Annotated in this window: 23 protein-coding genes; 9 read left to right on the top strand and 14 right to left on the bottom strand. The window is 64.8% G+C overall.

Translation table 11 applies throughout. From position 1 onward, the window contains the following. The first annotated feature begins 229 nt into the window (after nucleotides 1–229). Nucleotides 230–1,687: a sensor histidine kinase gene (locus ABIB99_RS01170; RefSeq protein WP_063984801.1), complete on the top strand. Its 1,458-nt coding sequence runs from the start codon at nucleotides 230–232 to the stop codon at nucleotides 1,685–1,687. A gap of 22 nt (nucleotides 1,688–1,709) precedes the next feature. Beyond that, the gene (locus ABIB99_RS01165) at nucleotides 1,710–2,843 is read left to right on the top strand and encodes a mandelate racemase/muconate lactonizing enzyme family protein (RefSeq protein ID WP_354174473.1); all 1,134 of its coding nucleotides are present in this window, start codon (nucleotides 1,710–1,712) and stop codon (nucleotides 2,841–2,843) included. 18 nt (nucleotides 2,844–2,861) lie between these two features. On the opposite strand, the gene ABIB99_RS01160 is transcribed toward ABIB99_RS01165, so the two are convergent. Together ABIB99_RS01160 and ABIB99_RS01155 are read right to left on the bottom strand one after the other, a co-directional pair. Then, on the bottom strand, nucleotides 2,862–3,140 hold the full coding sequence (locus ABIB99_RS01160) for a hypothetical protein (protein WP_354174471.1): 279 nt from the start codon (nucleotides 3,138–3,140) through the stop codon (nucleotides 2,862–2,864). A gap of 97 nt (nucleotides 3,141–3,237) precedes the next feature. Then, nucleotides 3,238–5,547 carry a TonB-dependent receptor gene (locus tag ABIB99_RS01155; RefSeq protein ID WP_354174469.1) on the bottom strand — a complete coding sequence of 770 codons (2,310 nt, stop codon included), beginning with the start codon at nucleotides 5,545–5,547 and terminating at the stop codon, nucleotides 3,238–3,240. A 257-nt stretch (nucleotides 5,548–5,804) separates the two neighbouring features. Here ABIB99_RS01155 and ABIB99_RS01150 point away from each other — a divergent pair, with 257 nt between their 5' ends. Both ABIB99_RS01150 and ABIB99_RS01145 read left to right on the top strand, forming a co-directional pair. Further along, on the top strand, nucleotides 5,805–6,467 hold the full coding sequence (locus ABIB99_RS01150; RefSeq protein WP_063984805.1) for a response regulator transcription factor: 663 nt from the start codon (nucleotides 5,805–5,807) through the stop codon (nucleotides 6,465–6,467). Then, a complete protein-coding gene (locus tag ABIB99_RS01145) occupies nucleotides 6,464–7,777 on the top strand; it encodes an ATP-binding protein (protein ID WP_354174467.1) in 1,314 nt (437 codons plus the stop codon). Before ABIB99_RS01150 ends, ABIB99_RS01145 begins: the two co-directional genes overlap by 4 nt. Nucleotide 7,778: 1 nt before the next feature. Here ABIB99_RS01145 and ABIB99_RS01140 read toward each other — a convergent pair whose 3' ends face one another. Together ABIB99_RS01140 and ABIB99_RS01135 are read right to left on the bottom strand one after the other, a co-directional pair. Continuing rightward, nucleotides 7,779–8,510 carry a cytochrome c biogenesis CcdA family protein gene (locus ABIB99_RS01140; protein ID WP_354174465.1) on the bottom strand — a complete coding sequence of 244 codons (732 nt, stop codon included), beginning with the start codon at nucleotides 8,508–8,510 and terminating at the stop codon, nucleotides 7,779–7,781. A 207-nt stretch (nucleotides 8,511–8,717) separates the two neighbouring features. Then, nucleotides 8,718–8,984: a hypothetical protein gene (locus tag ABIB99_RS01135; protein WP_028152051.1), complete on the bottom strand. Its 267-nt coding sequence runs from the start codon at nucleotides 8,982–8,984 to the stop codon at nucleotides 8,718–8,720. 482 nt (nucleotides 8,985–9,466) lie between these two features. On the opposite strand from ABIB99_RS01135, the gene ABIB99_RS01130 reads away from it, so the two are divergent. The 4 genes from ABIB99_RS01130 to ABIB99_RS01115 all read left to right on the top strand — a co-directional run bounded on the left by ABIB99_RS01130 (nucleotide 9,467) and on the right by ABIB99_RS01115 (nucleotide 13,671). Continuing rightward, on the top strand, nucleotides 9,467–10,516 hold the full coding sequence (locus ABIB99_RS01130) for a LysR family transcriptional regulator (protein WP_038943246.1): 1,050 nt from the start codon (nucleotides 9,467–9,469) through the stop codon (nucleotides 10,514–10,516). 25 nt (nucleotides 10,517–10,541) lie between these two features. Then, complete coding sequence (locus ABIB99_RS01125; protein WP_014497036.1) at nucleotides 10,542–10,913, top strand: helix-turn-helix domain-containing protein; 372 nt, start codon at nucleotides 10,542–10,544, stop codon at nucleotides 10,911–10,913. 410 nt (nucleotides 10,914–11,323) lie between these two features. After that, nucleotides 11,324–12,673 (top strand): L,D-transpeptidase family protein, encoded by a 1,350-nt coding sequence (locus ABIB99_RS01120; protein WP_354174461.1) that lies wholly within the window; start codon nucleotides 11,324–11,326, stop codon nucleotides 12,671–12,673. 176 nt (nucleotides 12,674–12,849) lie between these two features. Beyond that, nucleotides 12,850–13,671: an enoyl-CoA hydratase gene (locus ABIB99_RS01115; RefSeq protein WP_354174459.1), complete on the top strand. Its 822-nt coding sequence runs from the start codon at nucleotides 12,850–12,852 to the stop codon at nucleotides 13,669–13,671. A gap of 15 nt (nucleotides 13,672–13,686) precedes the next feature. On the opposite strand, the gene ABIB99_RS01110 is transcribed toward ABIB99_RS01115, so the two are convergent. The 9 genes from ABIB99_RS01110 to ABIB99_RS01070 form a co-directional block, all read right to left on the bottom strand. Continuing rightward, on the bottom strand, nucleotides 13,687–14,103 hold the full coding sequence (locus ABIB99_RS01110; RefSeq protein WP_354174457.1) for an ASCH domain-containing protein: 417 nt from the start codon (nucleotides 14,101–14,103) through the stop codon (nucleotides 13,687–13,689). Between the two features lie 38 nt (nucleotides 14,104–14,141). Beyond that, the gene (locus ABIB99_RS01105) at nucleotides 14,142–15,221 is read right to left on the bottom strand and encodes an isocitrate/isopropylmalate dehydrogenase family protein (RefSeq protein ID WP_354174455.1); all 1,080 of its coding nucleotides are present in this window, start codon (nucleotides 15,219–15,221) and stop codon (nucleotides 14,142–14,144) included. 134 nt (nucleotides 15,222–15,355) lie between these two features. Continuing rightward, complete coding sequence (locus ABIB99_RS01100; RefSeq protein WP_166089648.1) at nucleotides 15,356–16,423, bottom strand: alcohol dehydrogenase; 1,068 nt, start codon at nucleotides 16,421–16,423, stop codon at nucleotides 15,356–15,358. 81 nt (nucleotides 16,424–16,504) lie between these two features. Then, the gene (locus ABIB99_RS01095; RefSeq protein ID WP_354174453.1) at nucleotides 16,505–17,476 is read right to left on the bottom strand and encodes an ABC transporter ATP-binding protein; all 972 of its coding nucleotides are present in this window, start codon (nucleotides 17,474–17,476) and stop codon (nucleotides 16,505–16,507) included. Beyond that, complete coding sequence (locus tag ABIB99_RS01090; RefSeq protein WP_354174451.1) at nucleotides 17,473–18,465, bottom strand: ABC transporter ATP-binding protein; 993 nt, start codon at nucleotides 18,463–18,465, stop codon at nucleotides 17,473–17,475. Before ABIB99_RS01090 ends, ABIB99_RS01095 begins: the two co-directional genes overlap by 4 nt. Further along, complete coding sequence (locus ABIB99_RS01085) at nucleotides 18,462–19,331, bottom strand: ABC transporter permease (protein WP_354174449.1); 870 nt, start codon at nucleotides 19,329–19,331, stop codon at nucleotides 18,462–18,464. Before ABIB99_RS01085 ends, ABIB99_RS01090 begins: the two co-directional genes overlap by 4 nt. Beyond that, complete coding sequence (locus ABIB99_RS01080; protein ID WP_071915956.1) at nucleotides 19,318–20,268, bottom strand: ABC transporter permease; 951 nt, start codon at nucleotides 20,266–20,268, stop codon at nucleotides 19,318–19,320. Before ABIB99_RS01080 ends, ABIB99_RS01085 begins: the two co-directional genes overlap by 14 nt. Before the next feature lie 7 nt (nucleotides 20,269–20,275). Further along, nucleotides 20,276–21,820, bottom strand: coding sequence for an ABC transporter substrate-binding protein (locus tag ABIB99_RS01075; RefSeq protein WP_354119796.1), 1,545 nt, complete (start codon nucleotides 21,818–21,820; stop codon nucleotides 20,276–20,278). 131 nt (nucleotides 21,821–21,951) lie between these two features. Further along, the gene (locus ABIB99_RS01070) at nucleotides 21,952–23,148 is read right to left on the bottom strand and encodes a CaiB/BaiF CoA transferase family protein (protein WP_354174446.1); all 1,197 of its coding nucleotides are present in this window, start codon (nucleotides 23,146–23,148) and stop codon (nucleotides 21,952–21,954) included. 194 nt (nucleotides 23,149–23,342) lie between these two features. Here ABIB99_RS01070 and glgA point away from each other — a divergent pair, with 194 nt between their 5' ends. Continuing rightward, nucleotides 23,343–24,758, top strand: coding sequence for a glycogen synthase GlgA (gene glgA / locus ABIB99_RS01065; RefSeq protein WP_354174444.1), 1,416 nt, complete (start codon nucleotides 23,343–23,345; stop codon nucleotides 24,756–24,758). Between the two features lie 165 nt (nucleotides 24,759–24,923). Here the strand turns inward: glgA and ABIB99_RS01060 are convergent, their stop codons facing one another. After that, the gene (locus tag ABIB99_RS01060; protein ID WP_354174900.1) at nucleotides 24,924–25,874 is read right to left on the bottom strand and encodes an oxygenase MpaB family protein; all 951 of its coding nucleotides are present in this window, start codon (nucleotides 25,872–25,874) and stop codon (nucleotides 24,924–24,926) included. Nucleotides 25,875–25,877 lie beyond the last annotated feature (3 nt).

Below are 25,877 nucleotides of genomic sequence, written 5' to 3'. Positions count from 1 at the left end.
ACGGTCTTCATGCCGCTTTCAGCCTCGGTGCGCGACTTGGCGCCCGCGACCGCGCTGCAAAATCCCTCTCTGACGCGCTCGCCGGACGCGAAAATCGTGGCGCGGTGCAAGTCTCACCCGTATGGTCTCCCCAAAATCATAATCCGGCGCCGCTGCGCTGGAACCGGGACGCCCGCGCTTGTCAAAGCTCACTCTGCCGGTCCGGCTCGCTCTTCTGGTCGCGGGAACGATGTTGCCGCTGATCGTCTTTGCGGTCGGTATTGCCTATTCCAACTACCGCCAGGACCGCAGCGACGCGACACGACGCGTGCTGGAGACGGTGCGAAGCATGCGCCTCGTGCTCGATTCCGAAGTGCAGCGAATGACCGGCGGCTTGCAGGTGCTGGCGCTCAGCAACGCCCTGCAAAGCGGCGACTTCGACGACTTCCGCCGGCTGGCAACCGGGTTCATCAGCCAATATGGCGAGGACAGCGTCCTGCTGGTGGCGGACGGGAGCGGACACCAGCTGTTCTCGACCGTCACGAGTGAAACGACAAACCTGCCACCCCGCAACAATCGCGAGATCGTCGAGCGGGTATTTGCGAGCAAGTCACCGCAATATTCCGACCTGTTCACCGGCTCGACCAAGAACCGACCGATCGTGACCGTCGAGGTTCCCGTGCTGCGTAACGATGAGGTCGTCTACGCGCTCTCCTTCAGCCCACCGATCGCGACATTCCAGAAACTGGTCGAGCAGCAGCGGCCGAACGATCAGTGGACGGTGTCGCTGCTGGACACCAAGGGTCGCGTGTTCGCGCGCGCGCCCAATCCGGCCGAGACGTTCGGCAAGCAGGCCTCCGGCGCACTGAACGATGCGATGGCTCGGACGCCGGAGGCGACCCTCTCCACCGTTTCGCTCGACGGCGTCGCGCTGTCCTCCGCCTATACGCGGTCGCGGCTGACCGGCTGGACGGTCGTGGCCGGTGTCGCCGAGAGATCGCTGATCGCCCCGCTCTGGCGCGACATCGCGATCACCAGCCTGATCGGCGGCATCCTGCTGCTGACCGGCCTGACCTTCGCGGTGCGGATGGCGACCACGATCGCGCGCGGCGAGATGCTGCACAATCTGCTGATCGAGGAGCTCAACCATCGCGTCAAGAACACGCTGGCCTTGATGCAGGCGATCGCGGTGCAGACCTTCCGAAGTTCAAGCCGGGACGAGCGGACCAAGTTCGAGGGACGACTCGGTGCGCTCGCCGAGGCGCATAATCTTCTGAGCCAGGAGAAATGGGCGGGATCGGAGCTGAGGGATGTGATCGCGCGCGTGCTCCAGCCGTTCCTGCTGAGCAATCCCGGTCGCATCCGCATGGCCGGCCCCGCCGTGCCGCTGTCGCCGCGGCTCGCCGTGGTGCTGTCGATGATCGTGCACGAGATCGCCACCAACGCCGCGAAATACGGCGCGCTGTCGAACGAGACCGGCCGGGTCACGCTGGACTGGGAGGTCATCGCCGACACGCCGAAGCCCCGGCTGCGGCTGATCTGGAGCGAGATCGGCGGACCGCCGGTGACGGAGCCGGTGCAGCGCGGTTTCGGATCGCGCCTGATCGAGCGCAGCGCGCGCGACCAGCTCGGCGGCGAGGCGACCGTCGACTTCCTGCCGCGCGGCGTCGTCTGCACGGTGACGTGCGTGCTGGACGAGGCGCGGTGAACGGATTGAAGGAACATCGGCGATGAAGATCACCAAGGTGCGCACGCACATCCTCGAAGCAAAGCTCTCGCAGCCGTTCGCCTATTCGCGGGCCTGGTACGATACGCGCACCGCGATGCTGGTCGAGATCGAGACGGATGACGGCCTGACCGGCTGGGGCGAATGCTATGGGCCGGCGCGGATGACGGCGGCGGTGGTGCAGAGCATCGCGCCCTGGCTGATCGGCGAGGATCCGCTGCGCACCGACGTGCTGTGGCAGATGGTCTACGCCCGCTTGCGCGATCACGGCCAGAAGGGTGTCGTGATCCAGGGACTGAGCGGCATCGACATCGCGTTGTGGGACATCAAGGGCAAGCATTTCGGCGTGCCAGCGCATCAGCTTCTCGGCGGCGCCGCGCGCAAGGAGATAGCGGCCTATGCGACCGGGCTCTACCGGCGCAAATCAGGCGATCCGCTCAAATACCTGCCGGAGGAAGCGGCCGGCTACGCCGCGGAAGGTTTTCGCGCCGTGAAGCTGAAGGTCGGCTTCGGCATCGCCGAGGATGCCGCAGTCACACGCGCGGTGCGCGAGGCGATCGGCCCGGATGTCGCGCTGATGGTCGATGCGAACCACGCCTATGATGCAGTGGCGGCGATCCGGCTCGGCCGCATGATCGAGCGCTACGACATCGGCTGGTTCGAGGAGCCGGTGCCGCCGGAGGATGTCGCGGGCTATCGCGCGGTGCGATCCGCGCTGACGATTCCGATCGCCGGCGGCGAGTGCGAGTTCGCGCGCTTCGGCTTCCGCGACCTGTTCGCATCGCATGCGCTGGACATCGCCCAGCCCGACACCTGCGCCGCGGGCGGCCTCTCCGAATGCAAGAAGATCGCCGACATGAGCGAGGCGTTCGGCATCCGCTACAATCCGCATGTCTGGGGCACCGGGATCGCGATCGCGGCCTCGCTGCAGCTCCTCGCCGTGCTGCCGTCACACACGCCGACCTCGCTTGCGCCGATCGAGCCGATGCTCGAATTCGACCGCACCGAGCATCCGATCCGGCAGGCGATTTTGAAGGAGCCGATCGAACACGAGAAGGGTTTCGTGCGGGTGCCTGACAGCCCGGGGCTGGGTATCGATATCGACCGCGAGGCGCTCGCGCGCTTCGCGGTTCAATAGAAAAAGCGGCCGACGCCGTTAATTCGGCGGCACGTCGATCGGAACGAGAAACGCGAAGCCATATTTGGCGTCCTCGCCGCGCGCCTCATCGAGGCCGCGTCCGAGTTCCACCGCGGCAATCTCGGCGGGAAGCGCGAGCCTGACCTGTCGGACATGATCCGGGCACAGGAGAGGACGCCCACCTGAACGCATGCTCTCCAATTCCTGGACGAACCACGCTTCCTGCACGCGCGCCCGGGCGGATCGCAGTGAGCTGGCCGAGAACGCCAGAACCGGTCTCTGGTTGATCTCCAGCACGAAGCAGCGCTGTCGCGCCGCCTGTGCGGCGCGATTGCTCTTGCGTGCCGTCGACCTGCCTTCAGCCCGGCCACTCGCGCGTGTCATCTCAACACCATCAGAAGTTCGCCGTGGCTGACAATCTGAACACACGTGGAGACCCCGGCGTGATGTTGTTATTCCCATCCGCGGTCGAATAGTACTTCCGGTCGAGGAGATTTTCGATGTTGAGCTGAGCCCGCCAGGTCTCGTTGAGCCTGAAGAACACAGCGGCGTCCACTCGCGTGAACTCCGGAATCAGGACGGTGTCGTCGGACGATGCGAAGAAGTTCGAGTAGTGGATCACACCGAGGCCCGCGGCCCACTGCTCCGTGAACTGATACTTGTTCCAGAGGGAAAAGGTATTGTACGGCACAAGTCCCACGCGGTTGCCGGCGACAATGGTCGCGGAGTTGTTGCTGGTGATCCGCGCATCCGTGTAAGCGTAGCCGCCCGTGATTTGCCAGGCGTCCGTCACGTAGCCGGTCAGAGACGCTTCGAAGCCGCGGGTCTTGGTGGCTCCGCTCAGAATGAAGAATCCGGCATTGTTGGGATCGGCAAAGCGCTGATTGGTCCGGTCCAGTTCGTAGATCGCCGTAGCGAACTGCAGGAACGGGAAGATGTCGTATTTGAGCCCGACTTCCTTGTTCACGAACTTCTCGGGCGCTGCGATGGCCAGGCCCGGTGTCAGAGCGCTGAACTGGTCGCCGGCGCTCGGCAGATACGAGATGCTGTAGCTACCGTAGATCGACAGGTTTTCGAGCGGCTTGAACAGGACACCGGCGCGTGGCGACACCAGATCATCGACCCGGTTGAGCTCGACGAATGTGCGCCGGTCTCGCGACGTCAGGTCGAAGTGATCGAACCGCAGGCCGCCGATCAGCTCCAGATAGCGCGTGATCTCGACCTGGTCCTGGACGTAGACGGCGCCGAGATTGAGCTTGTAGGTGTTGTTGGCATCGGTACCCCCATTATTGGCGAAAGTGACCGGAACGTACGACGTCGGATTCCTCGGATCGATCGTAATGGTCGACGAGACGCCATTGAAGAGGCCGGTCTGCCGGAAGTTCAGGCCGTTCTGACGACCCACCTCGGCACCGAAGACGACGGTGTGACGAATTGGGCCGGTCCCGAACTTGTAGGTGAGATCGGTCTGGTTGAAGTAGTTCGTCCGATCGGTCTCGTTGTTGTATGCTTGCAGATTGCTCGAGGTTCCGGCGGCATTGACGGCACCGGAATTGGCTCCTCCGCCCGGATAGATGTTCTGGTAGAACTTGTCGTAGTTGGCGATCTGCGACGAATTCTTGATCGTCCACCCGTTCTCGAAATCGTGCTCGACGACAGCGGTTCCGATATCCACATCGGCGAGCGCATAGTTGAGGTTGGGATTGCCGAAGAACGCAGACGACGACGTATCGTAGGGATAGCGCGGGAAGGCGTTTCCGGGGCGGATCTGCGAAGGGATGCCGCGATCGACGGTACGCCGGTCGTGCAGATGCTCGTAGCTCAGCTTGATCGTCGTGGTGTCGTTCGGCGCAAAGGTCGCGGTAGGATTGATCGCCCAGCGTTCGAGGTTGACGAAATCGCGATAGCTCTGCGTGTTCTCGTACATCGCGTTGAGGCGGAAGGCCCAGTTCTCGTTGATCGCCTGGCCGACGTCGGTGGTCACGCGGGCGCCGGGATAGGAATTGCCGCCGACCGTCACCTCGCGAATGGTCGTACCGTCGGCGTCCTTGAGCACGCGGTTGACGACGCCACCGCCACCGCCGCGGCCGAAGATCATCGCGTTCGGCCCCTTCAGGACCTCGAGCCGCTGAATGTTGTAGAAGTCGCGAAAATACTGGACGTCGTCGCGGATGCCGTTGGTGTAGAAGTCGGCGTTGCTGCGCTGGCCGCGGATGACGAGGTCGTCGCGATGCGATTCGCCCTGGTGATAGATCACGCCGGGCACATAGCGGGTCGCCTCGCCGATCGAGGTGAAGGCCTGGTCCCTGATGAAATCCTTCGTCAGCACCGTCACCGACTGCGGCACGTTGAGGAGAGCCGTGTTGGTTTTCGTCGCGCTGGTCACGCTCCGCGTGACATAGCCCTTCTGGCCGGTACGCGCGTCCTGATTGTTGACGCTCGGCGGCTTCTTCTCGACCGGTGCGACGGTGGCCGTCCGGCGATTCGATCGCGCTGCGCGCGAGGTGGTCGCGGTCTGCGCCCGGCGGGCGCGCTGCTGCGGAGCGGAAACGACGACTGACGGCAAGGCTCCCGCCGCCTGCCCCTGCTGCGCAGAGGCCGGGCCCGCCTGCATCGTCAGCCCGCCACTGAATGACAGCGCTGCCGTTGTCGACAGCAGAAAACCACGCAACGCCTTACGGCCACCCCAACAACCCAATTCCATCTGCAACGCCCCAAAAGCTTCGCGTGCCGCTCTGAAAGACGGCTTCGCGGTCCCAAACTGGGGCGCATCTGCAATGCGAAGAATTAGATGAGGATTAGATCGGATTTAGAATAGGTCGAGCCTCTCTACGCTCGCGCCCAAATTTGTAAGAGTTCTAAATTGAGGCGCAGGCGGTTGACCATTTGGCCACGGTGTCGAATGTGGCGCTTGGTGCTGCGACGCGCCACCACTCCAACACAGCGATTTTCCCTGAATCAATGCGCCTCCTGCTGATCGAAGACGATCCGATGTTCGGCAAGGCGCTCGTCCGCGGATTGAAGCGAAACGGAATGACCGTGGACTGGACCCGCGACGGACAGGACGGCTACGCCGCGCTGCAACGCGCCGAGCACGCGATCACGCTGCTCGATATCGGACTGCCCGGCATGACCGGCTTCGAGATTCTCAAGGCCGCGCGCAGCAGGAAGGCTTCGCCCATCCTGGTGATCACGGCCCGCGACCGGGTCGAAGACATGGTCGCGGGACTCGATCTCGGCGCCGACGACTTCATCGTCAAGCCGTTCGAGTTGCGCGCCCTGCTCGCGCGCATCCGCGCGGTCATGCGCAGGGTCAACGACCGCTCCAATTCGCTGATGAGCAGCAAGGAGATCACGCTCGATCCATCGACCCATGTGGCGACCTTCCGCGGCATCCAATCGACGCTTTCCGCGCGGGAGTTCTCGGTGATGTACGCCCTGATGGAGCGTCCCGGAACCATTCTGTCGCGAGGCCAGATCGAGAGCCGGATCTACGGCTGGAGCGACGAGGTGCAGAGCAACGCCGTTGACGTCGTCATCCACGGCTTGCGCAAGCGGTATGGCAAGGACGTCATCCGGAACATCCGCGGTGCCGGTTGGATGGTCACGAAGTCCGGATCATGAGCTCTCTTCGCAAGACGATCATCACGCGCGCGACGCTGTTGCTGGCCGCCATCGGCCTCTTGGCGACGGCAACATCGTTCGGCCTGGTCGCCTATGAGATGAACAAGTTCCTCGACGCGCAGTTGCAGGAGATCGCCGTCAATGTCGGTCCAGGCGACCGCAACGATGCGGGTCCGCTGCTCGAAAGCGAAGACGAGGATCAGTTGGTCGTCCGCATCTGGGATCGCTCCGGCGCGCTGGTGCATCGGGCGGGTCCTCCGATCGATATTCCGTGGCAATCAGTGCCGGGATTGTCCGACGTGACCGCCGACGGGCAGGATTGGCGCGTCTATCGCTGGAGCCACGCGCAGCACGATATCCAGATCGCGCAGGCGTGGAGCGCCAGGCACGAGATCGCGCTGCACGCGGCGACAGGCGCCGCGCTTCCGCTGCTGCTCGCCATCCCGCTGGTCTGGGCCGTTCTGGGTTGGTCGATCAGCCGCACGATGGGCGGTCTGCAACGGCTGTCGGCCGAAATCGGCCAGCGCAGCGTCGATGCGCAGGAGCCCCTGCGTCCGGTGGGCGTACCGGCGGAAGTGGCTCCCCTGATCGTTGCCATCGACAAGCTCGTCGATCGTCACCGGTCGGCACTCGAAGCGCAGCGCCGCTTCGTGGCGGACGCGGCGCACGAACTGAGGACACCTCTGGCCGCGCTCCAGATTCAAGCGGAAAACCTGATCGCCGCGGATCTGTCCAGACAGACTCGCGAGCTTGCCGACGAACTTCGGGACGGCGTGCGGCGCGCATCGCATCTGGCGAGCCAGTTGCTCGAAATGGCCAGAACGGAAGGCGCCTCGATCCAGAAGCGCGACGACATCGATCTTGCCGCGCTCGCGACGTCGTTGCTGGCCGACTTCTATCCGCTGGCTGAGGCGCGCAACGTCCAGCTCGCGATGACGGCGGAGACACCGTGCAGGTTCCTCGGCGATCGCGACGCGATCGCCAAGCTCATCGCCATCCTGCTCGACAACGCCATTCGCTATTCAGGTTCAGGCGGCTCCGTGGAACTCAGGGTCGTCAATGACGGCAAGATTTGCGCGCTGGAGATCGCCGATGACGGCCCAGGCATTCCCGAAGACGCAATGCCGTTCATCTACGACCGCTTCTTCAGGGCTGCGCCACAGGGCGTCGAGGGGACCGGGCTTGGTCTTGCGATCGCCAAATCCACCGCCGACCGGCACGGCTTCAGGCTGATGCATCAGAACCGGAGCGGCGCGACCGGCATCGTCGCGCATGTCCGGTTTGACCTGACTACCGTGCCGACCGCGTGAGCTAACCGATCGTCTGCAGCGCCGGGAACGTCTCGAGCAGCCAGATGCTGACATTCGAGACCGTGCCGGTGAGGAAGCCGATGCCGGTGATCACCATCAGGACGCCCATGGCGCGCTCGACATTGACGAGCTGGCCCTTCATGCGCGCGAACAGCTTCGAGAACTGCTCGATCATCAGGGCGGCGATCAGGAAGGGAATGCCGAGGCCGGCCGAATAGACTGCGAGCAGGCCCGCCCCCTTCGTCACCGTCGCCTCCGCCGCGGCGATCGAGAGGATCGCGGCAAGGATCGGGCCGATGCACGGCGTCCAGCCGAAGGCGAAGGCGAGGCCCATCACATAGGCGCCCCACAGGCCGACAGGCTTGGGCGCGGTCAGGCGCCCCTCGCGCATCAACAGGCCGATCCGCGTCAGTCCCAGGAAGTGCAGGCCCATGATGATGATGACGATGCCGGCAAGGATCGACAGCTCGGCCGACCATGCACGAATCAGCCCGCCGATCAGCGAAGCGCTGGCGCCGAGCGCCACGAACACCGTGGAGAAGCCGAGCACGAACAGGAGCGCCGACATCATGACGGCGCGCTTGGACGCCGAGGCAGGCTCCTTGTTCTCGACATGCTCGATCGTGGCGCCCGTGAGATAGATCAGATAGGGCGGAACCAGGGGCAGAACGCAGGGAGAGAGGAAGCTGACGAGGCCGGCAATCAGGGCCGCCGGGATCGAGACATTTTGCATGATGCAGTCGGAGCCATCTCAGGCTCTTTGGCCGCGCACCGGGAATGCGCGCGGGCGTGAGCCGAACCGGCTCCGGTGTAGCCGATGCCGGGGAATGCGCACAACAGAGGCGCACGAAACCAGGCTCCTCCCGATGCCGTCTGCGATCACAGATGCGGCATCGGGACGCGCACAAACCTCGCCAAAAAGCGAGACTCGGCGGCGCGGCTACTTCACCACGCGGAGCAGCGGACGCCGGGGCTGGTCCTGCGTCTGCTTGGAGGGGGGCTGCGGTTCGCTTCCAGCGCTCCGCAACATTTCGTCGCACAGCGCCTTGAGATCGGCACTGTCAATTCCTTTGAGCTTCATCCGCACGTCGAGGATGACGATAGACAGCAGCTCGGCCGACTCGCGGTTATTGCTCTCGTTGAGAACCTTGCGGCACTCCTCAAGCGTTTCCAGCACCGACTGCAACTGTTCGTCTGAATGCGACACCGGCGTTCTTTCCGTTAGTTCGGCCTGCGAGACGTGTTTGTGGAAATCCCCTCGGCCCCCATGGGATACCGAGAATAACACGAGGCGCCGACGCCTCCGAACATGATTTCAGTATGATTTTGCCGGGAAACCGTGGCTCCCGCGAACATCGACCCGCTGCGCGGGACGCCATTATCGTCGTGGCCGGGAGTCGAACGCGCGGCACTGGATGATCGACCCATTCCGCGCGGCGACAGCTCGCGCGCAAGGACTTCCGTGACGGAAAACGCCGACAATCCTGCAGCCATTTCAGGGCTCGCAACGGAACTCACGCCACACCCCTCATTCCAACGTTGGTCGGCCGATTCGATTCTCAGCCTTAGTAACACTCGGATACCGCCCACGAGGCAGTAACGATGGCGTTCAAAAGTCGCCGTTCCCCAACCCGCAGTGGTTGTGGTTTGCGCCCAATTCTGCCAGTTTAGCAATCCGAAGGGACTTGTATGCACTCCTTGGCGGAAAGGGGCGTTCCACAGGAGGAACGCCCAAAGATCAACATCAGCGGCCTCTCCGATTGGGATGCGGCCCGCATATTCCTGGAAGTCGTTCGATGCGGCAGTTTTCGCTCGGCGTCTGAACGCCTGTCGCTGTCGATCAACGCCGTCCGCCGCCGGATTGATGATTTCGAGCGCCAGACCGGCACCACCCTGTTCACCCGCGACGTCCACGGCACGCATCTGACCGATGAAGGTGCACTGGTGGTCTCCGCAGTCGAGCGCATGGAGGCGGCCGCCTTCGACGTGCTGCGCACCAGCGATTCGACGGCCAACGCCCTGTCCGGCGAAGTTCGCGTGGCCGTCACCGAGGGTCTCGGGACGTTCTGGCTCGCCCCGCGGCTGGTCGAATTCCAGCAGGCCTATCCGAAGATCCTGGTCGACCTCCATTGCGCGATGCGCTCGGCCGATGTCTCTCGTCACGAGGCCGACGTCGCCATCCATCTGTCGCGTCCCTCCGCGCTCGACGTCAAGCTGGTGCGGCTCGGCCGCATGCACCTGATGTTCTGGGCTTCGGAAAAATACCTTGAAAAACACGGCACGCCGCGCTCGGCGCTCGAATTGATCAAGCACCGCCTGGTGCTGCAATTCGCCGACCAGCTTGCCGCCAAGGAAACCTTCGAGAGCTTCTTCCCAGGCGTTCCGGAACGTGACCTGCTGGTCATGAAGACCAACGTCTCAAGCGCCAATTATTGGGCGGTCGCGAATGGCGCCGGCATCGGCGTATTCCCGAGCTACGCCATTGCGCTTGGCGGGAAGTTGATTCCACTGGAGGTCGAGCTGAACAGGCCGCTGGATATCTGGTTGTCCTACCACCCTGGTAGCGGCCGGATTCCACGCGTTCGGCACATGATTGACTGGCTGATCGAGGCTTTCAATCCGGCGCGATTCCCGTGGTTTAAGGAAGAGTTCGTGCATCCGCATGAATTCAAGGACGAGTATATGGGCGAACCCCTGACCCAGCTCTTCGGGGGATTTTCAACCGAAGAACAAAGGTGAGAGTATGAAAGCAGCGGCGAAAAGAATGAAGCAGCGCAGCGCCGGCAAGCCGGACATTGAGCTTGGCAAGCGGATCCGTCTGCGGCGCGTCGAGATGAAGATCTCGCAGGCCGAGCTCGGCGAGAAGCTCGGCGTGAGCTTCCAGCAGGTCCAGAAATACGAGAAGGGCGTCAATCGCGTCGGCGCGGCTCGGCTTCAGCAGATCGCCACCGCCCTCGATGTGCCCGTGACCTTCTTCTATGACGGCGACAACAAGGCGCGCGAAGTCGAGAGCCTGCTGTTCCTCGATTCCGCCTTCAGCCTCCGCCTGCTGCGCGCCTACAGCAAGATCAAGGACCAGACGGTGCAGCGTCAGCTCGTCTCGCTGATGGAATCGATCGCAGCGAACGAGGCCTGAGCCGATCGGGCTCGGACCTTTACGGCCGATGTTCAATCCGCCGCGTCACGGGGGCGCGGCCGGATTGAACGAGACCCAGTCCGCGCGCTTGCGCGCGGCTCTCCTTTCGGGGCGGCCAAGCCGCCCTTTTTTCTTGCGGATTTCTTGCTGCGGGTTTCTTGCTGCGGGTTTCCCGGCAATTTGCCCGCCATCGCCGCGGATTTCGCGAACCGATCCCGCCCCTGCTGCGACCCAATCGAGACGCCCCGCCTCGGACGCGCAGGCTTTCGACTGCCGTGCTTAATGGGACCTCAACTCCGGGGCTCTAGCTTCCCGCCGATTTTTGCGAATCGGCGCACGCGGCGCGGCGAGCGGGAATTGCCAATGCGAGCGCCCGTCCGGGCCTCGTCCTCGTGGGGAAAATGGGACACATGTCGAAACGCCATGCGATGATCGTTGCCGTCGGCGTGCTCGCGAGCGCCTCCGCGCTGGCGCAAACCGAAACCACGGGACAGGCAAACCCCAGGCCGGCAACGGCGGCCGGTACGGTGCCGGCCGCGGCGAACCCGGCCCATGCTGCCGCTCCGAAGGCTGCCGCGCCCGCTTCGACGGCGGAGAGCCGCTCCGCCGCGGCGCTCGCGCTGACGCGCGAGCCAACCTATGACGAGGGCTCGGCCCAGCGCATCAAGGATGCCGCGCTTAGCTACTCCGATCTTGCCGTACGTGGCGGCTGGCCGACCATCCCTGCCGATGCCAAGTTCGCCCTCGGCGTCCAGGGCGCCAGCGACGAGCTGCTGCGCAAGCGACTAATCCTCTCCGGCGATCTCGCCGCCGACAAGGCGACCGGCGCCTTCGACCAGGATCTCGCCGACGCCGTGAAGCGCTTCCAGGCCCGTCATGGTCTGGCGCCGACCGGCACGGTGACGCCGCGCACGGTCGCGGCGATGAACGTCTCCGTGCAGAAGCGCATCCGGCAGCTGGAGGCTTCGCTCCAGCGGCTCGAGAACATGAATTTCGGCTTCGGCCAGCGCTATGTCGTGGTCAACATCCCCGCCGCGTTTGCCGAAGCGGTCGAGAACGATGTTGTGGTGCGGCGCTATCGCGTCATCGTCGGCAAGACCGAGAAGCCCTCGCCGACCCTGACGGCCCAGATCACCAGCGTCGTGCTCAATCCGACCTGGACGGTGCCGTCCTCGATCGCCAAGACCGAGATCTCGGCGCATATGCGCAAGGATCCGACCTATCTGTCGCGCATGCACATGGAGGTGCTCGACGCCCACGACAATCCGATTGATCCGCACGCGGTCGACTGGTCGGGCACGCACACGCCGAACTTCACCGTGCGCCAGCACAACGGCACCTTCAACGCGCTCGGCGCGGTGAAGATCGACATGCCGAACGCCTATTCGGTCTATATGCACGACACCAACCAGCGCAATCTGTTCAGCGACGACTACCGCTTCGATTCCCATGGCTGCTCGCGCGTCGACAATGTGCGCGATCTCGCCGCCTGGCTGCTGAAGGACCAGCCGAAATGGAGCCGCGCCGCGATCGATGCCGAGATTGCGAGCGGCCAGCACCTCGAGGTCGCCATGGCGAAGAAGGTGCCGGTGGCCTGGATTTACCTCACGGCATGGATGACTAGGGACCAGACCGTCCAGTTCCGCAACGACGTCTATAGTCAGGACGAGCAGTTGCTGGAGGCCACCGCCGAAGAGGCGGCGTTCTTCAGCAATGCCGGCAGCCATCCCCTGACCGCGCACATGCACGCAACGCAGTAGAGCTTTATCCGGAAAAGTGTGCAGCGGTTTTCCGAAAAGATCATGCTCAAGGAATAACCGCTTCTCGCGCCATGCAATCGCGCCACAGGCGGATGCAAAGCCGCGTCCCTCGTCGCGGTTGACCCGGGCAGCGCCCCGGCCGCACATTGCGCCCGGCCTACGACAGCGAGCGCGCAATGCCTGACAATTCCAGCACGACCGAAACACCCCTTGCCGACGGCAAGATCCTCAAGCAGGTCATCGACGGCGTCGGCGTGATCACCTTCAACAATCCTGACAAGCGCAACGCGATGTCGCTGGAGATGTGGGAGGGATTTGGCGAGGCGCTGACGAGCCTGCGCGATGACGCGACGGTTCGCGTCGTGATCCTGCGCGGCGCCGGCGGCAAGGCATTCGTCTCCGGGGCCGACATCAGCCAGTTCGAGAAGACCCGCCACAATGCGGCGGCGTCCGAGGAATATGCCAGGCGCAGCGCCGCCCAGCGCGCGCTGCTCGCCGACTATCCCAAGCCGACCATCGCCTGCATCGAGGGCTTTTGTCTCGGCGGCGGCATGCAGGTCGCGATGCTCGCCGACATCCGTCTCGCCGCACATGGCAGCCAGTTCGGCATTCCCGCGGCAAAGCTCGGCATCGCCTACGGCTATGACGGCTTGAAGCATTTGGTGTCGCTGGTCGGCCCGTCCTGGGCACGGCTTCTGATGTACACGGGCATGCGGATCGATTCCGCCGAGGCGCTGCGCATTGGCCTCGTCGAGCGCTTGTTCCCGATCGACGAGTTGTGGGGGGAGACGATGACGATCGCGCAGACCATCTCAGAGAACGCCCCGCTCGCGATCAAGGCCGCCAAGATCACTATCGCACAGGTGTTGAAGGACGAGAGCCAGCGCGACCTGGAGGCGATCAAGGCGATCGGTCACGCCTGCATGGACAGCGCGGATTTTCGCGAGGGCCGGCAGGCCTTCATGGAAAAGCGCAAGCCGCAGTTTACGGGCAAGTAGCCTCGGCGTCCGGGCTCAGCAAGGCGCAGGCGCCTGATCACCAAACAGCTCGATCAGGCGGAAGCGCTCGCACATGAGCGTCATGTCCTCGCTGAATCGTCCGAGCCGGCCGAAATAGGTCCGATGGGCGCTACGCCAATAGGCGAGGCTTCGATCGCCTTCGCCCTCATCGTGCGCAAACGCGGCATCGACGTCATTGAAGCGCCGATAGGTGATCTCGACGGATTCGATGACGCAGCGCGGTTCTCCCCGTCCGTCAAGCACGACCCAGCGCTCACCCGGCGTCGACGTGTTCGGTTCGTCCTCCGTGCTGCAAGTCGCGGTCTTGACGCCCTTGGCGACGAGTTCGACCAATTCATCCGCGAGCGCGGGATTGTCGCCGAAGGCGAAGGTTCGGAGGTGCCGATAGTGCTCGGGAACCGGATTGCTCATTGACTTCCAGCTCCTCCGATATAGACCGCGTGCGGTAACTACAGCGCAGCGAGCACCGCTTTCGTAATGTCCGCCGTGCCGTTGCTGCCGCCGAACTCCATCGGCTTGATGCCGCTGGCGTAGATCTGATCCACCGCACGCTCGATCTGCTCGCCGGCTTCTGCCGCGCTCTCGACGCCGTGCTTGTCGGCGAGCCAGTCCAGCATCATCGCCGCCGACAGGATCATGCCAGTGGGATTGGCCTTGCCCTGCCCCATGATATCGGGTGCGGTGCCGTGGCAGGGCTGGAACACGGCATATTTGTCGCCGATGTCGGCGGACGGCGCCATGCCGAGGCCGCCGATCAGGCTCGCGGTGATGTCGGAGACGATGTCGCCGAACATGTTCTCCATCACCATCACGTCGAAATCCCAGGGACGCTTCACCAGCATCGCAGAGCAGGCATCGACATAGAGCCGGTCGGTCTTCACGTTCGGATGCTTCTTCTCGATCTCGTCGAAGATGCCGCGGAAGAATGCAAAGGCCTTGAACACGTTCGCCTTGTCGACGCAGGTCAGCATCCCCGGCTTGCCGCGCGCCTTGCGCCGCTCGGCGAGCCGAAACGAGAACTCGAACAGGCGCTCGGAGGTCTTGCGCGTGATCACCATGGTCTCGCGCGCGTCCTCATGGGTGACGACGCCCTTGCCCATCGAGGCGAACAGGCCTTCGGTGGATTCGCGGATCACGACGAGATCGATGCCGCGCTGGTCCGCGCCGACGATCGGGCTCGGCACGCCCGGAATGAGCCGCGCCGGGCGCACGCCGGCATAGAGATCGAAGATGAACCGCAGCTCGATCTGCGGCGCGATCTCGGTATTATCGGGATAGCGCACCGACGGCAGGCCGCAGGCGCCGAGCAGGATCGCGTCGGCCTCCTCGCAGAGCTTGATGGTGGAATCGGGCATCGACTTGCCGGTCGCGAGATAATTGTTGGCCCCGGCCGGCGCCTCGGTGAAGCGGAAGCTCAGGCCGGACTTCGCCTCGATCTTGCGCAGGACTTCGATGGCCGGTGCCATGACTTCGGGACCGATGCCGTCACCGGCGAGCACGGCAATGTGGAAGGCGTTGTTTGCGGACATTTGAGAGACCTTAGGAAGGACGAGCCAAGGACGTCATTGCGAGGAGCGAAGCGACGAAGCAATCCAGACTGTGTCCGCGGAGGGATTTCTGGATTGCTTCGCTTCGCTCGCAATGACGGAGGAGAGAGCGTTTATTACGGCGTCAGCACCGTGCGACCGACCACCGCGCCCTGCTGCAATTGCACCAGCGCGTCATTGGCCTTGTTGAGCGGCTGGCGCGTCACCGGGATCGGCGGCACGTTCTTCGCGCGCACGAGGTCAAGCAGCTCCTGCGTCTCGCGCAGATTGCCGACATAGCTGCCCTGGATCGTCACCGCCTTGATCGGGATCAGCGGCAGCGCCCAGGTCGCGCCGCCGCCGAACAGGCCGACGATGACGAGCTTGCCGCCCTTGGTCAGGCAATCGAAGCCGAGTTGCGTGGTCGCGGCGTTACCGACCAGATCAATCACGGCGCGGATCGGCCCGCCCGCCTTTTTGGCAAGCTGCTCCAGCGCATCCGGCGCCTTGGGATCGACGGTCGCGAGCGCGCCGGCCTTCTCGGCGGCCTCACGCTTCCTGGCGTCGATGTCGACCATGATCGCGCCCTTGCCGCCCATTGCCTTCAGCAGCGACAGCGCCATCAGGCCGAGACCGCCGGCGCCGAACATCACGATCGGCGTGTCAAAATGCTGCTCGACCTTCTTCAGCGCGCTGTAGGTGGTGACGCCAGAGCAGGCGTAGGGCGCCGCCGAGGCGGGATCGAGCCCCTTCAGGTTGAGCAGATAGCGCGGATGCGGCACCAGCATGTGGTCGGAGTAGCCGCCGTCGCAATAGACGCCGAGCGAGCGCGGCGTCAGGCACATGTTCTCGTCACCGGCCAGGCACGTCGCGCACTTGCCGCAGCCGATCCAGGGATAGACGAGGCCGACATCGCCGAGCCTGAGATCGCCCTGGTCGGTCGGCTTCACGTCGGGGCCGAAGGCTGCGATTTCGCCGACCGTCTCATGGCCCATGGTCAGCGGCAGATTGATGCCGCGGTCCTTCAGCGACAACGGCTTGCGGCCGTGGCCGAGATCGTAGCCGCCTTCCCAGATGTGGAGGTCGCTGTGGCAGACGCCGGCGGCCTTCACCTTGATCAGCACCTGCGTGCCCGACGGCTGCGGCGTGGCCTCGTCGAACTCCTGCAGCGGCGCCTTGAAATCGGCGACCTTGAAACTCTTCATCGGCGTCCTCCCGGCATACTTCTTGTCGTCGCCACCATGCCATGACCGGCGGGGCGAAACAAATCCGCTACCGTCTTTAGTTTAGGCCAGCGGATGGTGGCAAGCCGCGAACTGGCCGGGTGCGACTTCGCGCAACTCCGGTATCTCCGCGCTGCATCGCTGGTCGGCCCGCGGGCAGCGGGTGCGGAAGCGGCAGCCGGACGGCGGCGCAATCGGCGATGGCGGTTCGCCGGTCGCCACACTCTCGACGGGACGCACGTCCGGATCGGGCACCGGGATCGCCTGCAACAGCAGGTCCGTGTAGGGATGAGCGGGCCTTGCGAACAATTGCTCCGACGGCCCGACCTCGCAGAGCCGGCCGAGATACATCACCGCGACGCGGTCGCTGACCGCTTTCACCACCGCGAGGTCATGCGCGATGAACAGCAGCGTCAGGCCGAAGCGTGCCTTCATCTCCTCGAGCAGGTTGAGGATCTGCGCGCGGATGGAGACGTCGAGCGCCGAGACCGGCTCGTCGCAGACGATGAATTCGGGGTTGAGCACCAGCGATCGTGCGATGCAGATGCGCTGGCACTGGCCGCCGGAGAATTCGTGCGGCAGACGGGCCGCCACGATGTCAGGGTCGAGCCCGACCGCGGACAGCACGTCGTGAACGCGCCGCTTGCGCTCGGCGGCATCCTTGACGCCGGCGATGATCAGCGGCTCGGCGACGATGTCGCCGATGCGCCGGCGCGGATTGAGCGAGGCGATCGGGTCCTGGAAGATCAGTTGCACGCGGCGGCGCATCTTGCGCAGCGCCTCGCCTTCCATCGCGGTGAGGTCCTCGCCGTCGAACAGCACGCGGCCGGATTTGGCGCGGCGCAATTGCAGCACCGCGCGCCCCAGCGTCGACTTGCCGCAGCCGGATTCGCCGACCAGCCCCAGCGTCTCACCGCGCGCGACCTGGAGGCTGACGCCGGAGACCGCGTGCACCGTCTTGTTGCCGAGACCGTATTCGACGACGAGATTGTCGACGTTCAGGAGCGGCTCAGCGGGTATGGCAAACTGCATCATGCGCCAATCCCCTCCGTCATCTGGATGGGATGGAAGCAGGCATAGAGATGCCCCGGCATCTCCGCGCCCTTCAATTCGGGCTTGGCCTCGTGACAGCGCCCCACGGCATAGCGGCAGCGCGGCGCGAAGGAGCAGCCTTTGAGTGGCCGGGTCGGATCGGGCGGACGGCCGGAAATGGCCGGCAGCGGCGTATGCGGTGCGGTCTCCAGCTTCGGGATCGCCGCCAGCAGCGCCTCGGTGTAGGGCATGTGCATGCGCTTGAACAACGCCTGCGTCGGCGCGCGCTCGACCACCCTGCCCGCATACATCACCGCCACCTCGTCGGCGCGGCCGGCGACGACGCCGAGGTCGTGGGTGATGATGATCATCGCCATGTGGCGGCGGCGCTGCTCGCGCGCCAGCAGATCGAGGATCTGCGCCTGGATCGTGACGTCGAGCGCCGTGGTCGGCTCGTCCGCGATCAACAGTTTCGGCTCGCAGGATAGCGCGATCGCAATCGCGATGCGCTGGCGCATGCCGCCGGAACATTGATGTGGATATTGCGCGAGCCGCTGCTCCGGCGCCGGAATTCCGACGGCGGCGAGCAGCTCGATGCTGCGCTTCCGCGCCGCCGGCGCATCGAGCTCGAGATGCTCCTGGATCGTCTCCATCAGCTGGGTGCCGATGGTCAGCACCGGGTTGAGCGAGGTCATCGGGTCCTGGAACACGACCGCGAGGTCGCGCCCACGCAGGCGCCGCAGACGCTCGGAGTCGAGCCGCACCAGGTCCTGGCCGTCGAACATCACGCGCCCGGTCAGCTTCGCCTTCTTCGGCAAGAGCTGAAGCACCGCGCGCGACAGCATGGTCTTGCCGCAGCCGGATTCGCCGACGATGCCGAGTGTGCGGCCCGCTTCCAGCGACAGACCGACATGATCCACGGCGCGCAAATTGCCGCGCGGGGTCGGCAGCTCGACCGCCACGTCCTCGATGGTCAGGAGCGGCGCGCTCATAGCGCCCCCTGACGCGGGTCGGTCAGGGCCCGCAAGGTGTCGCCGACCAGGTTGAAGGCCAGCACGGTCAAGAACAGCGCCGTTGCCGGCAGGAAGGCCAGCCGCGGCGCGACGTCGAGGCTGTCGCGCCCCTCGCCGATCATGCTGCCCCAGCTCGCCATCGGTGGCGGCACGCCGAGCCCGAGGAAGGACAGCGCGCCCTCGACCACGATCGTGACGGCGACGCCGAGCAGGAAGAAGGCCAGCAGCGGCAGGATCACATTCGGCAGCAGCTCGCGCAGCAGGATGCGCGCATGGCTGGCGCCGAGCGCCTCGGCCGCGATCACGAACTCGCGCCGCGCCAGCGTTAGCGTCGCCGCGCGCGCCACGCGCATGAAGGCGGGAATGCCGAGCACGCCGAGGATCAGGGTGAGATTGGGAATGGACTGGCCGAGATAGGCGGTCACCGCGAGCGCGAAGATCAGCGGCGGAAAGGCCAGCAGCACGTCCATACTGCCGACCACCAGCGTTTCGAACCGGCCGCGGAAATAGCCGGCGAGGAGACCAAGCGCGCCGCCGAGCGCAAGGCCGATCATCGGCGCGATCAGCCCCACCGTCAGCGACACCCGCGCGCCAAAGATCAGGCGGGCGAATTCGTCGCGGCCGAGCCCGTCGGTGCCGAGCCAGTGTTCCCCGGAGAACGCCGCACGGCGCTCCAGCATGTCCATATCCGTCGGATTCTGCAGCGGCAGCACCGGCGCGAGGATCGCGAGCGTCAGGACAATCGCGAGCCAGGCGCTCGCCAACCAGAACAACAGGCCGAGCCTGCGGCCGCGGCGGACGGGCGCCGACGCCTCGTCCTGGATGGAGAGCTCAAGCGTGGCCATGGCGGATCCTGGGATCGAGCACGGCGTAGAGCATGTCGACGATGAAATTGACGAGGACGAAGCCGCAGGCGACCAGCAGTACCACGCCCTGAAGGATGACGAGGTCGCGGGTGTAGATCGCGCCGACCAGCAGGCGGCCGATGCCCGGCAGCGCGAAGATCGATTCCACGATCAGCGTGCCGCCCAGCAGGCGCCCGATATTGATGCCTGTCACCGTCACCAACGTCAGCGACGATGGCTTCAGCGCATGCACGAACAGGATGCGCGCCGGCTTGAGGCCTTTGGCCTTGGCGAGCGCGATATAGTCCTCCTGCAGGGTCGCGATCATGTCGGAGCGCAGCACCCGCATGATTCCAGGCCATTCCGCCAGCGCCAGCGTCAGCGCCGGCAGCACGAAGAAGCGCAGGTTCGACAGCGGCTCCTCGGTGAACGGCACATAGCCGGTCGCCGGCAGCCAGCGCAACTCGACCGCGAACAGATAGATCAACAAAATCGCCATCAGGAAGGACGGCATCGACAGCATGGCGAAGGCGCTGCCGGTCATGAAGCGGTCGAAGGCGCCACCGGCGCGCGCGGCGCAGGCGATCGCGAGCGGTACGCCGATCAGTAGCCCGATGAATTCGGCCATCAGCATCAGCTCGAGCGAGACCGGAATGCGCTCGGCTACCGCCTGCAACACCGTCTGCCCGGTGCGGAAGGAGCGGCCGAGATCGCCCTGCAGGACGTGACCGAGCCAGCTCAGATAACGCCACCACAGCGGCTGGTCGAGCCCCATGTCACGGCGCAACGCCGCGACATTCTCCGGCGTCGCCTGATCGCCGAGGATGACATAGGCAAGGTCGCCCGGCAGCAACGCGGCGATCAGGAAGGTGAGCAGCGAGACGGCGAGCAGCACCGGCAGGATGGCAAGGAGCCGCCGCACGACGAAGTTCAGCATCGCGCGGTCATTCCAGCCAGGTGGTCGAGACGTCGATCACGCCGTTGTAGATTTTCGGAAAGCCCTTCAGCTTGGCGCTCGACAGCGCGTAATAGGTGTTCTGGAAGGTCCAGAACCAGACTGCCTCCTTGTTGATCAGGCGGCTGATCGCGCAATAGTCCTCGATACGCGCGGCGGGATCGGCGGTGACGCGGGAGTGGTCGAGCAGCCGGTCGAGCTCCGGATCGGCGAAGTTGGCCAGCGCCAGCGGGCTGCCGCTGCGGAAGTTCGCATACATCTGCGGATCGGGATCGGCGAGGTCGACGATGCGCCAGGGTATGAGCTGGAACTGACGCATGAACGCGCGCGGCGGAATGGTGGCCTGGTCGACCTGCTCGATCTCCATGTTGGCGCCGGCGCGCTTCCAGAATTGCTGGAGCACCTGGCCGATCATGCGGCCGCGCGGCGTCGCGGTCACCATCGTCTTGAACTCGACCGGCTTGCCATAGTCCTTGATCAGCGCCTTGGCCTTCTCGACGTCGAACGGCAGCGCGCCGTCGTCCTTGCACTTGACCCAGGAGCCGTCGCCATAGGGATTGGTCGCGGGCCGGCTCAGGCCGTTGCTGATCGCCTGCGACATCTTTGGACGGTCGATCGCCATCACCAGCGCCTGCCGCACGCGGACGTCGTCGAACGGCGCCACCTTGGTGTTGAAGGCATAGACCTGCGCGCCCGAGCCCTTGTAGGTGTGCACGGTGAGCTTGGAGTCCTTCTGCGCCTTCATGATGTTGTCGGCGTCGTTCTCGTCGTCCCAGATGATGTCGGCCTCGCCCGATTGCAGCGAGGCGAAACGCGACTGCGCGTCGGGCAGCGGCTTCAGGATGATGCGGTCGAGATAGGGACGGCCCTTGTCCCAGTAGCCCGGGTTCTTCTCCAGAACCATGCGATCGCCGGCCGTCCATGATTTCAGGATGTAGGGACCGGTGCCGACGGGATTGCGATTGTAGTCGTCGCCCTTGGTCTTCCACGCCGTCGGCGAATGCACGACGTTGTTCTGGCTCTGGATGGTGTTCGTCGCCGGCAAATTCACGGAAGGATCGGTGAGATTGTAGACGACAGTATATTCATCGGGCGCCAGCACCTCCTTGACGTTGGTGATGTAGAAGGCGCAGCGGCACTTGTTGGCGGGGTCCTTCTGCCGATCGAAGTTCTCCTTGAAGGCTTGCGCATTGAACGGCGTGCCGTCGTGGAATTTCACGCCCTGGCGCAGCTTGAAGGTCCAGCTCTTGTAATCGTCCGAATGGGTCCAGGACACTGCCAGCTTTGGCGCGGCTTCGCCCTTCTCGTCGAGCGTGGTGAGCGTGTCGAAGATCGCGGCCGCAGCGGTGAAGGTCGAGGTGTCGTAGACCCCGACCTTGAGCGGATCGAAGCCCGTAATCTCCAGCTCCTGACCGACGGTGATGCTGCCGCCCGCCTTCTGCGCCTGTGCCGGCTCGGCCGGCGGAAGTAGAGAAAATGCCGCAACAAGGAAAATCGGCGCGTGCTTGCGCGCCGCGGCAGCAAGGTTCGTCATGGTTCCTCCCGGGATCCCTCGTCCGATGTTTCGGATCGTTGAATGACTCGGAGGCGAGCTTGGCGATAAATGTTCGCCACGGCAAGAGGAACACGCGAGTGATCAAACGCTGTAGTGGTGCTGCGATGCGCTCAGTTTGTCGCAGCCGTTTTGCCTGACGGAATTGGCGCATCACCGGCGAGGCCGATCTCCTCGCGCAATGCGTCCGTGTGCTCGCCGAGCACGGCCATCGTTTTGCCGGGCGTGGTGTCGGCGCCCGACATCCGGAACGGCAGATTGAGCACCTGGAACGAGCCACCCTCGTCCTCCACGGACGAGAGCGCCTGCCGGTGCGCGAGTTGCGGATCGGCCAGCGCCTCGGACACGGTGCGATAGGCCGAGGCCGGCACACCGGCCGCGCCAAGCGCGACAAGACATGCGTCGGTCGTGAGCGGCCGCGACCAGGCTTCGACCCCGTCCATCATGTCAGCCCAGTTCTCGCGCCGCGCGGCGTAGGTGGAGAAGCGCGGATCGGAAATCCATTCGGGGCGGCCGATCACACCCATCAGGCACTGGAACGTCTTCTCGCTCGCGACCGTGATCATGACATAGCCGCTCGCCGTCTCGGTCGGGCCGAACATCGGGCGCGGCGGCGGCTTCACCGCGAATTGCGAGCTCTGCAGCTCGATCACCGTCAGGCTCAGCATCGTCTCCAGCATCGAAACGTCGATGTGCTGGCCCTGCCCGGTCACGGTGCGCTGATAGAGCGCCGACGCAATCGCGCCGAAACCGTAGGTGCCGGTGACGACGTCGGCATGGTAGATGCCGCAATAATCCGGCCGGCTGCGGCCGGGCTGGTAGGCGAGATGCGCCATGTCGTAGCCGGAGGCCGCATGGATCACCGGCGCATAGGCCGACAGCTCGGCCGAGGGGCCGGTCTGGCCGTAGCCCGAGATCGAGCAATAGATCAGCTTGGGATTGACCGGGCGCAGGCGGTCGTAGTCAAGCCGCAGCCGGTGCATCACGCCGGGGCGAAAGTTCTCGACCAGGATATCGGCGGTCGCGGCGAGCCGGCGCACCGCCTCCTTGCCCTCCTCGGACTTGAGATCGAGCACGACGCTTTTCTTGCCGACGTTGAGCTGGCCGAATACGGTGCTGCACCCCTTGCGCAGCGGCGGCCGGGTGCGCATCGTCTCGCCGCCATCGGTCTCGATCTTGATGACCTCGGCGCCCATGTCGGCAAGCATCCGCGCACAGTGGGGACCGGCGATGGTGGTCGAAAAATCCAGGACCCTGAGGCCCGCGAAGGCCTTTGTCGTCGTCCCCTCATGCTTATCTGCTAACTGCATGCCTGCTTACGCCCCCTCGGCCTCTTAGGAACTATCGAAGTTCTCTCTTGTTGATGCGCCGACCCCAGAGGGCGGCGGGTGAGTAGGAAAGTCTTTACCGAACGGACGCGTCTCACGGGCGAGCTTGGGGATTCCAGGACAACTGGACCCGTTCTTGCATAGCAACAGACGGGATCGGAAGAGGGCAGCTGTTCTTGAGGGTCTTGTTCGTCACAACCGAGATGGACGATTTCGTCCGCGTTGGCGGACTCGGCGCCGTTTCCGCTGCACTTCCCAGGGCGCTTCGCCCTCTCGCCGATATCCGGGTCATGTTGCCCGGCTACCGCGACATCATCGAACAACTCACGCATATTCAGATCGTTGGCCGCTGCCCGGCGCTCGCGGAGATGCCGGCCTGCTCGCTCGGCCGGGCTGCGACCAAGGACGGGCTGCCGGTCTATGTGCTGTTGTGCTCACAACTCTACGACCGACCCGGCAATCCCTATGGCGACGAGTCCGGACACGACTGGCCGGACAACGACATCCGCTTTGCGCGCTTTGCCTCGGCAGCCGCTGAGCTGGCCATGGGCAAGCTGGACAAGAATTGGGCAGCAGACCTGATCCATGCCAATGACTGGCAGGCCTCGCTCGTGCCGGCCTATCTCGCCTGGCGCGGCGCCAAGCTGCCGTCGATCCTGACCATCCATAACCTCGCCTACCAGGGACTCTTCCCGAAGGACTCGCTGCGGCGGATCGGCGTCCCCGAGAGCTCCTTCCATATCGACGGCGTCGAGTTCTACGACCAGCTCTCCTTCCTCAAGGCCGGGCTGGTCTATGCCTCGCACCTCACCACCGTCAGCGGCACCTATGCACGCGAGATCACGACGGAGGAATTCGGCTGCGGTCTCGAAGGCCTGCTTCGTGTCCGCTCGGATGCGGCCGAGCTCACCGGCATTCTCAACGGCATCGACGAGAGCTGGGACCCGCGCTCCTGCTCCCAGCTGGCCCAACAGTTCGGCGCCGGCGACTGGGTCGGCAAGAAGGCCAATGCGGATTACGTGCGCAAGCAGTTCGGGCTCGCGGTGTCGCGCGGCCCGATGTTCGCGATCGTCGCACGCCTCGTGCACCAGAAGGGCATCGACCTCGTGCTGTCGGCCGCCGACGAGATCATCGACGCCGGCGGGCAGATCGTGGTCACCGGCTCCGGCGAGCCCGCGCTCGAGCAGGCACTGATCGACGCACATCGCCGCCGCCCCGACGCGATCGGGGTCACGATCGGCTTCAACGACGCCCAGGCGCGGCGCATCTTCGCGGGCAGCGATTTCACATTGATGCCGTCGCGCTTCGAGCCGTGCGGCCTCAGCCAGATGTACGCCCAGCGCTTCGGCTCGCTGCCGATCGGTCACCAGACCGGTGGCCTCGCCGAGACCATCACCGACGGCGAGACCGGCTTCCTGTTCTCAAAACCCTCGCACGAATCCTTCCTCGGCGGGGTCCGCCGCGCCTTCTCAGCTTTCGTGGCGCATGAGCAGCTCGACTCCATGCGTCGCAGCGCGATGGGACGTTCGTTCTCCTGGAGCATCTCGGCCGGCAGTTATAGCGCGCTGTATAGGAGGCTGGCGTCAGTGTGAGGCTGAGGCGGCGCTTCTCCATTCTCCGTCATTGCGAGGAGCGAAGCGACGAAGCAATCCAGACTGTCTCCGCGGCGACAGTCTGGATTGCTTCGCTGCGCTCGCAATGACGATGTGGAGAGAGGCGCGCCACTCTATCGCCCGTCGCTCCAAGAGCTGAGAACCTCATCCCTTCCCGCGCACATCCATTTGCGGCCGTCCGATCCAGGCGCGATTGAGACACCGGGTCATCCAGTCGGGCTGCGGCTCGCCCCGCAGCCGTGCCTGCGCTTCCTGGTAAGGACCGACATAGCGCAGCCGGTCTGGCAGTTTGGGATAGACGCGCCTGATCCATCTCAGCGCATTGTCGGCTGCCCTCTTGTCGCGCTCGTCGAATTCAAACCCGAAGCCCGCTCGCAGGCGCTCCGGCAACAAACTCGCGGTGAGCGCGCGATACCATCGCGGTGGCCGCAGCCACGGACGGGCGCCGCCAAGGATCTGCGCAGCGATCTCGCGCGCCGCCGGGCTGATCGTCAGCGTGTCCGACTGCGCCATCGCCGCGGTGTAGGCCGCAAAGCCGGACCAGTCCGCGGGCAAATCGTCGGCCGTCAATCCGAACAAGGCGCCGAACATCCGGCTCTCGCTCCAGTAGCGCTCGCGCTCCTCCGCCGAGAGCGGGGGCAGGACCAGGTCATGCGCCATCACCGCGGTCTCGACCAGCGTCGCATGAACCCAGCGCAGCGACGGAATGTCGTTGGCGCAGTAGCGCGAGCCTGCCGCGAACGGACCGACGGCCTCGGGCATCGCGCCGACGATCATGCTGTGGCGCCGATGCAATTGCCGGGACGACAACTGCGCCCGGTCGAGCGAGCCGAACACCATGGCAAAGACGATGTCGAAGGTGCGATGGAAGCGACCGATCGGATCGGCAAGCGTTCGTGAATGCTCCGCGATGGCGGCAGCGACCCAGGGATGCGCCAGCTGCAACAACAGCGCGCGGCCGGCGCCGAGAAAGATGACGGCCTCCCGGTCGATCTGCCAGGTCACCGTGTCAGGGCCGAACACACCGGCAACCGGTCCCGCGGCGTCGGCGCGGACCTGATCGAGGGCCAATTCCAGATCGTTCCCGGATACCAACTG

It is taken from the genome of Bradyrhizobium sp. LA6.1 (assembly GCF_040547805.1).
Taxonomy (GTDB): Bacteria; Pseudomonadota; Alphaproteobacteria; order Rhizobiales; family Xanthobacteraceae; genus Bradyrhizobium; species Bradyrhizobium barranii.
This window is presented reverse-complemented; position numbering and strand designations above follow the sequence as displayed.

Excerpts from the sequence above, each read along its gene's own strand:
- ABIB99_RS01130 (WP_038943246.1), top strand. The coding sequence starts at position 9,467 with ATGCACTCCTTGGCGGAAAGGGGCGTTCCACAGGAGGAACGCCCAAAG.
- ABIB99_RS01165 (WP_354174473.1), top strand. The coding sequence starts at position 1,710 with ATGAAGATCACCAAGGTGCGCACGCACATCCTCGAAGCAAAGCTCTCG.
- ABIB99_RS01125 (WP_014497036.1), top strand. The coding sequence starts at position 10,542 with ATGAAGCAGCGCAGCGCCGGCAAGCCGGACATTGAGCTTGGCAAGCGG.
- ABIB99_RS01120 (WP_354174461.1), top strand. The coding sequence starts at position 11,324 with ATGTCGAAACGCCATGCGATGATCGTTGCCGTCGGCGTGCTCGCGAGC.
- ABIB99_RS01140 (WP_354174465.1), bottom strand. The coding sequence starts at position 8,510 with ATGCAAAATGTCTCGATCCCGGCGGCCCTGATTGCCGGCCTCGTCAGC.
- ABIB99_RS01170 (WP_063984801.1), top strand. The coding sequence starts at position 230 with ATGTTGCCGCTGATCGTCTTTGCGGTCGGTATTGCCTATTCCAACTAC.
- ABIB99_RS01100 (WP_166089648.1), bottom strand. The coding sequence starts at position 16,423 with ATGAAGAGTTTCAAGGTCGCCGATTTCAAGGCGCCGCTGCAGGAGTTC.
- ABIB99_RS01090 (WP_354174451.1), bottom strand. The coding sequence starts at position 18,465 with ATGAGCGCGCCGCTCCTGACCATCGAGGACGTGGCGGTCGAGCTGCCG.
- ABIB99_RS01145 (WP_354174467.1), top strand. The coding sequence starts at position 6,464 with ATGAGCTCTCTTCGCAAGACGATCATCACGCGCGCGACGCTGTTGCTG.
- ABIB99_RS01105 (WP_354174455.1), bottom strand. The coding sequence starts at position 15,221 with ATGTCCGCAAACAACGCCTTCCACATTGCCGTGCTCGCCGGTGACGGC.
- ABIB99_RS01155 (WP_354174469.1), bottom strand. The coding sequence starts at position 5,547 with ATGGAATTGGGTTGTTGGGGTGGCCGTAAGGCGTTGCGTGGTTTTCTG.
- ABIB99_RS01080 (WP_071915956.1), bottom strand. The coding sequence starts at position 20,268 with ATGCTGAACTTCGTCGTGCGGCGGCTCCTTGCCATCCTGCCGGTGCTG.
- ABIB99_RS01110 (WP_354174457.1), bottom strand. The coding sequence starts at position 14,103 with ATGAGCAATCCGGTTCCCGAGCACTATCGGCACCTCCGAACCTTCGCC.
- ABIB99_RS01085 (WP_354174449.1), bottom strand. The coding sequence starts at position 19,331 with ATGGCCACGCTTGAGCTCTCCATCCAGGACGAGGCGTCGGCGCCCGTC.
- ABIB99_RS01115 (WP_354174459.1), top strand. The coding sequence starts at position 12,850 with ATGCCTGACAATTCCAGCACGACCGAAACACCCCTTGCCGACGGCAAG.
- ABIB99_RS01070 (WP_354174446.1), bottom strand. The coding sequence starts at position 23,148 with ATGCAGTTAGCAGATAAGCATGAGGGGACGACGACAAAGGCCTTCGCG.
- ABIB99_RS01075 (WP_354119796.1), bottom strand. The coding sequence starts at position 21,820 with ATGACGAACCTTGCTGCCGCGGCGCGCAAGCACGCGCCGATTTTCCTT.
- ABIB99_RS01095 (WP_354174453.1), bottom strand. The coding sequence starts at position 17,476 with ATGATGCAGTTTGCCATACCCGCTGAGCCGCTCCTGAACGTCGACAAT.
- ABIB99_RS01150 (WP_063984805.1), top strand. The coding sequence starts at position 5,805 with ATGCGCCTCCTGCTGATCGAAGACGATCCGATGTTCGGCAAGGCGCTC.